The sequence below is a fragment of the Nitrospira sp. BLG_2 genome (assembly GCF_049222245.1).
Map to the genome: position 1 here is coordinate 1 of NZ_JBLYIG010000626.1, position 6871 is coordinate 6871.

Sequence of the window (6871 nt, forward strand, 5' to 3'; positions counted from 1 at the left end):
GAGCAGCATTCCGCCGAGGCGGTGCGGTTCCGGATCAAGACTCTGATCGAGGCGGAGGCACAGGCCGCGTCTGGTTCATGAAGACTTAAATCGTCCACGCTGATCATCACTGCCCCCCTAGCGCGCGTAATGAAATCGTCCAGCTCTTCCAGGGACATCTTCAGTTCTTCCGCCACCTCTTCATCCTGCGGCGGTCGCCCCAGTCGGCTCATGAGAGCCGTGTGAGTCTTTTGGAGCAGGCCGATTCGTTCATGAACCGATCGCGGAATCCAATCCATTGAACGAATCTCATCGAGCATGGCGCCACGGATTCTAAACTCCGCATACGTTTTGAACTTCGCTTCTCGTGTCGGATCATACTTGTCCATGGCATCCATGAGTCCGATGGTGCCGACCGAAATCAGATCCTCCGCGTCCAAGTACGCGGGAAGGCGGAAAGCCAGCCGATGGGCCATCGCCCGAATGACATGGGCAAACTCCTTGATAAGTTGCTCGCGTCTGACTCCCTGGGGAGAAAATTTCCGCTCGTGTGGTAATGCTGCCTTGCTCATGATCTTCCCATTGCGATCGTGTTTCAGTTACCCGGTCGGCATTGCCGCCCGTTGCCAGATGAGCTGCACGGAACTTTTAGGAAGATCAGGCCTCGGCCACTGGACGATCTGCTGAGCTAACTTCCTGAATGCTTGGGCTGCCGGTGCCTCCGGAAACAGCTCGGAGAGCGCCTTCTGCTGCATGACCGCCAAATGCACATAGTCGTCATAGGGGATAGCTCCGACCAATTCGACGGCCACATGAAGAAAATGATCCACCGCCACGTCCAACTTACCGAACACTTCGGCAGCTTCACGGGGACTCTTGGCCTGATTCACCAACACTTTGAAACGCTGTGTCCGATACTGGCGAGCCAAAACTTTGATCAATGCATAGGCATCTGTGAGCGACGTCGGTTCCGGGGAGATGATGATCATCGTCTCATCCGCCGCGCCGGCAAAGAAGGTGACGTTCGGCGAGATGCCCGCGCCGGTATCGATCAACAACACGTCCATCTCCGAGGTGAGCTGCGCCAGCTGCTCCTGGATTATCAACTGTTGGGGTTCCGTCAGCGCCGTCAGGTGCGGGACACCGGAACTGGCGGGAAGCACCTGAATGTCCGCCGGGCCTTTGAGCACGATCTCGTCGAGCGTATGCGTGCCCACCAATACGTCCTCAATCGTATGCCGTGGAACCAACCCCAGCAGGACATCGAGATTACCTAAGCCGAGGTCGGCGTCCAAAATCAGCACCCGCTTTCCAATCCTGGTGAGCGCAACGGCAAGATTCGCGACCACATTGGATTTCCCCACGCCTCCCTTGCCGCTGGAGACCGCGATGACGCGAGTGAACGAACCGCTTCCCCGACTCCGATTCTCAGACATAAAGACAGACCTTCCAGTGCCGAGCGGCATATCACGATCTCCAACCAAATTATCCATGATGAGTTCCTGCTCCCATTAATGCCGGAGTTGCTTCCGATGATCGATCCAACCGATTGACAAGCGTCTGGGGATAGGCGGATCGTTCCGCAGTCAGGAACGCCGCCAAACGTTCTGATGAGGCAACCTCGATATCTCCAGGGACACGCCGTCCGATGCTCCAGTAGGAAAGAGGCACACCGGTTTGATGCGCCACTTCAAAGATGGTGCCGAACGATTGTGTCTCGTCGAGCTTGGTGAACAAGAGGCGCAACTGCGGCAGATCGCCAAGACGTTTTGTGAGTCGATAGAGCTCCTGTTCTCTGGTGGATGCCGAAAGGACCAGATGTGTCGTGACCACTTCCCTTGGCAAGAGCTGCCGCAATTCCTCGGCTAACGCTAAGTCACGCGGTCCGATCCCGGGCATGTCGATCAGCACGAGATCTACCCGTGTATGGCGACGAAGCCCTTCATGAACCTGTCGAGCCGATACGGCGCACGCGAACGGCACCCCCACGACCTTGGCATACCGTCGCACCTGCTCAATCGCGGTTTCTCGATATGTATCAAAGGTGATAAGCGCGACGGACCTGCGCTGTTCAAGACGATAATGCGACGCCAGCTTGGCTACGGCGGAGGTCTTCCCGGCTCCGCTGGGTCCGATCAGGAGGCAGATGGCGGGATAGCCCTTCCCTTTCGGGAGCGGCCCGCTTGTTCGCACGCGCTTTTCGATTTCACGCCGGAGCGCCCGCCGCATCGACTCATCGTCCCATGGACCGGCGACTTGTTCGGTGTTGAACGCCTCGCTCACGAGTAAATCAACGGTGGAAGGATTCATTCCCTGTTCGATGAGCGAGCGGCGCAGCCAGACCGGCGCAGATGGCGTCCGGCTTCCGATCATCCGACCGTCCGCCCGCGACAGGTCTTCCAATAAGCTCTTCAATTCATTCACGACGGCGTGCGCGGGCCGAAGACGATCCGGCTTCACATGCATTGCAGACGGCTTCAACGAGGCAGACCGCTGACCGGCGGTCGATGTCGGTGTCTCGCAATTCGGTTTCAGCATCCCTTGGAGTGTCTGTTGAAATGTCTGCGCGGACAGCGTGGAATCCGCCTCGGCATCAGACGGTTTCACCGGAACAGCCGGTTGCACGGCTTCTCCACGCTGAGGGATCCGTACGTCTTGATCGGATGCGGCCATCACTTCCAGGACCGGTCGATTGAATGCTTGTACTATTCGCCCTCCCTCACGCACCTCTTTCGCCGACAAAATGATGGCATCCGGCCCCAGCTCGTCCTTGATGGCACGCATGGCATCCTGCATGGAGAGCGCGTGGAATGTCTTGACCTTCATGGTTTATCTTATGTCGGCTGTGCCAATTCCAAGTCGATCCGCACGGTATCCAGCGACTGCAAACGCACGAAGGCATCCACTTCATTGAGTCCCATGACGGGAACGGCGTGCAACGTACGATCGCTGTGTCGCCGGAGATGGCGGCGAACGACCTGCGAGCACAGTACGATCGGCTGCTGCCCTCGTGCCGCAACCCGTTCAGCGGCTTGTTTGAGACCGGTTAACAGCTTGTGCGAGAGCGTGGGATCAAGGTTCAACGTGGCCCCGGGCGGCAAGGCCGCCGCTTGCTCCGCCAACGATCGGTCCAGCCGAGGATCCAAGGTGATAACTTGTAAACTGCCGTCGGACGCTTGATACTGCTTGGTGATGGTCCGGGCCAACGCCTGCCTTGCATACTCCGTGAGAATCTCAGCATCCTTGGTATTGGTCGCTTGATCGGAAATAGCCTCGAGGATCGATCGGAGGTCTCGAATGGGAATGCCTTCCTTGAGCAGGTTCCCGAGAACCCTGACGACCGTTCCGAGGGGCAACAGCGTAGGAATGAGCTCTTCCACCAGCTTCGGATGCGATTTTCCGACTTCGTCCAACAGCGCTTGAACTTCCTGCCGTCCCAGCAATTCATGGCCATGGCGCTTGATCAACTCCGAAAGATGTGTCGCGATCGCCGAACTCGCATCAACCACGGTATACCCGGCCATTTGAGCCTGCTCTCTGGCATCCTCCGGCACCCAGAGCGCCGGCAACCCGAAAGCAGGCTCCTTCGTCGTGATACCCTGCACCAAACCTCGTTGGCCGGTCCCTGGATCAATCGCCAACAGATGTCCTGGCAAAACATCCGCCTTGGCCACTTCAACTCCCTTCAAAATGATGGCGTAATCGTTCGGGCGCAGATGAAGATTGTCTCGTATGTGAATGGGAGGCACGACAAAACCCATCGATTCCGCAAATTGCCGCCGAAGCGCTTTAATCCGGTCAAGCAGTGCAGTGCCTTGCGTTCCTTCGACAAGTCCTATCAAGCCGTACCCGACTTGCACTTCCATGAGATCGAGCGGGGTCACTCGGGTCGAGCCTTCGTCGGTCTTCGGGGCGGTCGGAGCGGGAGCGGGAGCTGCCTGAACCTGTTCCTGCTGATGGAGATGATACGCGATCCATGCGACGGCGCTTCCTAGCACGAGAAACGCCACATGCGGAAGCCCCGGCACCAAGCCGAGCGCGAGAAGAATACCCGCGGCGATGCCCACCGGTTTGGAGGACATCAACAGCTGCCGATTCATCTCGCCCCCCAAATCGGTTTCCGAGGCGGCCCGAGTCACCACGATACCGGCGGCAGTCGAAACGATCAGGGCGGGAATCTTCGCCACCAACCCCTCACCGACCGTCAGCACCGTATAGGTTTGAGCCGCGAGTGCCGGACTCATGCCTTGTTGCAAAATACCGATCGCCAATCCACCGATGATGTTGACGAGTATGATAATGACGGCTGCAATGGCATCGCCTCGAACAAACTTGCTGGCGCCGTCCATCGCGCCGTAAAAGTCCGCCTCTTCCGCAATTTCCCGTCTCCGGCGGCGCGCGTCCGCCTCATTGATCAGGCCGGCATTCAGATCCGCATCAATGCTCATTTGCTTCCCGGGCATGGCATCCAATGTAAAGCGCGCGGCGACCTCGGCCACACGTCCGGCACCCTTCGTCACCACGACGAAATTAATGATGACGAGAATGGAAAACACCACCAGGCCGACCGTGTAATTGCCGCCGACGATGAAATTCCCAAAGGCCCGAATGACTTCGCCGGCCGCTCCTGCTCCTTCATTGCCATGCAGTAAAATGAGCCGCGTGGACGCAATGTTGAGGGACAGCCTGAACAATGTGATCATTAAGAGGACCGACGGAAACACCGAGAACTCGATCGGACGCCGCACTTGAAGTCCGACGAGCAAGATGATGACCGACAAGGTGATATCGAAGCTCAACAACAAATCCAGGAGAAAGCGAGGCAACGGCAACAGCATCACCATGAGAATGGCCACTACCCCGACGGATATGACGACGTCCGGATGCTTGATCAACTGATTCCGTTCCACCGGTTCTATTGCCGTTGCCATAATCTCCTAGATCAGTGGGGAGTCACGCCTCTGGCGCGATATACAAACGCCAGGATTTCCGCAACCGCGCGGTACAGCTCGTTGGGAATCTCTTTGCCGATATCGACCAGTTTGAACAGCGTTCTGGCCACGAATTTATGTTCGACGACCGGCACTCCGTGATGTCGAGCCAGCTCACGGATGCGTTCAGCCACCAAGCCGGCCCCTTTGGCGACCACAACAGGAGCTCCCATCGTCGCGGTGTCATATTTCAGCGCAACAGCCAAGTGTGTCGGATTGGTAATCACTACGTCCGCCGTCTTGACGGCGGCCATCATGCGCTTCTTCGTCATCTCCCGCTGGATGGTCCGTACTCGACTTTTAATAAGCGGATCGCCTTCCGTGGCCTTGTGCTCCTCCTTGACCTCGTCCTTCGACATCCGCAGGCTTCGTTCCCACTCATAACGCTGGTAAAAGTAGTCGAGGCCGGCTAGAATCGCGATCGCTCCCGCGACGGTCAATCCCACCTTCAGCGAGAGCCGTCCGGTGACTTGGAGCACGGTACCGAGGTCGAACCCGATCAATCCCGGAATCTGGAGCACGTCATACCGTGCCACCCAAAGGCCGATCCCCGTCACGATCGCGATCTTGAGGAGCCCCTTCACGAGCTCCATCACAGAACGCAGCGAGAACAATCGGGAAAGGCCCTTGATCGGACTGATGCGCTGGACGTCCGGTTGAACGGCATTGGCGCGCCACAACAACCCGGTTTGCAACAGTGACGCAGCGCTCCCCATCACGAGACTGCCCACGACGACCGGAAGACTCAGCGTCACGACCGTGAGGCCGGCATGCATGACGACCGCGTACACTTGGTCGATCGACATCCCTTCGTGGAAATCCAGAGGAAACGAGAGCGTGAGCCCTTGCCGGGTCATGTCGGTCATTTTCTGAACGCCGACCGGTAGCATGGCCGCCAGCAACCCGATGCCGCTCAAGAGAATGACCGCGGTAGACAGATCGCGACTGATGGCGATCTGTCCTTTCTTGCGCGCCTCCTCTTTGCGTTTCGGCGTCGCGGGCTCTGTCTTATTACTCCTGTCCTCAGCCATGTCCCAACGCCTTCATAAGCCCCTCGATCGTGAATTGCAGTTGCTCGATTTCCCGAACCAGAAGTTCCACCACAAACGGCATGGACAACCCCATCACAGCCAAGCCTCCGGCGATGGTGACGGGAAAACTCAGAACAAACACGTTGATCTGGCTGACCGCGCGTCCAAGAAGCGCGAGCAGAATATTGATCAGGAGAATGACGACGAGCACCGGCGCCGCCAATTTCAACCCCACCATGAACATGTGCTGAAAGAGGCGAAGGATATCGTTTCCCATTCCTCCGGGGAGGGACGCGCCGAATGCCGGAATGGACTCATAGCTGGACAGAATCGTGGCCACCAGAAGCAGATGTCCGTTCAGCGAGAGAAAGATGAGGGTCGCCAAGAGAGTGAAGTATTGGCCGATGATGGGCGTATGATCGGCGGTCGCCGGATCGAACAGTTGGACCACGCCGAATCCCATCTGCACGCCGATCATCTCTCCGGCAAGTTCAAGCGCGCCGAAAAAGAGTCGGACCGCCAGTCCGATCGTTAAACCTATGGCCATTTCACTGACAAGCCCGGCGGCCAAGGCGGCAGGATCAGAGAGTACGAGGGGAAGTCTGACCAAGGGAGCCAACAGAACTCCCAACGCCAGGACGAGACCTACTTTGACTTTCAAAGGAACAACTCGGCCGCTCAAGACCGGCAATGCCGCCAACAGCCCCCCGATACGGGAAATGAGGACCAAGAATCCTTGAAATTCAGGGAGAGCGATCTGAAGAGTGTGTGTCATCGTCTCGTACTAATGCACGTAGTTGGGAATATTCATTAGTAAATTCGCCATGTATGTGGTCATGACGTTCAGCATCCACGGAAGAAAAAGCAACA

Annotated in this window: 6 protein-coding genes; all 6 read right to left on the minus strand. The window is 57.5% G+C overall.

Features of this window, described 5'->3' with window-relative positions:
- Window positions 1–551 (minus strand): sigma-70 family RNA polymerase sigma factor (locus tag ACOSYY_RS16560; RefSeq protein ID WP_421663851.1); only part of this gene is annotated, 551 nt, incomplete at its 3' end.
- 27 nt (window positions 552–578) lie between these two features.
- Window positions 579–1472 carry a MinD/ParA family protein gene (locus tag ACOSYY_RS16565; RefSeq protein WP_421663853.1) on the minus strand — a complete coding sequence of 298 codons (894 nt, stop codon included), beginning with the start codon at window positions 1470–1472 and terminating at the stop codon, window positions 579–581.
- Window positions 1465–2805, minus strand: coding sequence for a flagellar biosynthesis GTPase FlhF (gene flhF, locus ACOSYY_RS16570; RefSeq protein WP_421663855.1), 1341 nt, complete (start codon window positions 2803–2805; stop codon window positions 1465–1467). The genes ACOSYY_RS16565 and flhF overlap by 8 nt, the downstream gene beginning before the upstream one ends.
- 8 nt (window positions 2806–2813) lie before the next feature.
- Window positions 2814–4910: a flagellar biosynthesis protein FlhA gene (flhA, locus tag ACOSYY_RS16575; protein WP_421663857.1), complete on the minus strand. Its 2097-nt coding sequence runs from the start codon at window positions 4908–4910 to the stop codon at window positions 2814–2816.
- An 11-nt stretch (window positions 4911–4921) separates the two neighbouring features.
- Window positions 4922–6001, minus strand: a complete 1080-nt coding sequence (gene flhB, locus ACOSYY_RS16580; RefSeq protein ID WP_421663859.1) for a flagellar biosynthesis protein FlhB — start codon at window positions 5999–6001, stop codon at window positions 4922–4924.
- The gene (fliR, locus tag ACOSYY_RS16585; protein WP_421663861.1) at window positions 5994–6776 is read right to left on the minus strand and encodes a flagellar biosynthetic protein FliR; all 783 of its coding nucleotides are present in this window, start codon (window positions 6774–6776) and stop codon (window positions 5994–5996) included. Before fliR ends, flhB begins: the two co-directional genes overlap by 8 nt.
- Window positions 6777–6871: the final 95 nt, after the last annotated feature.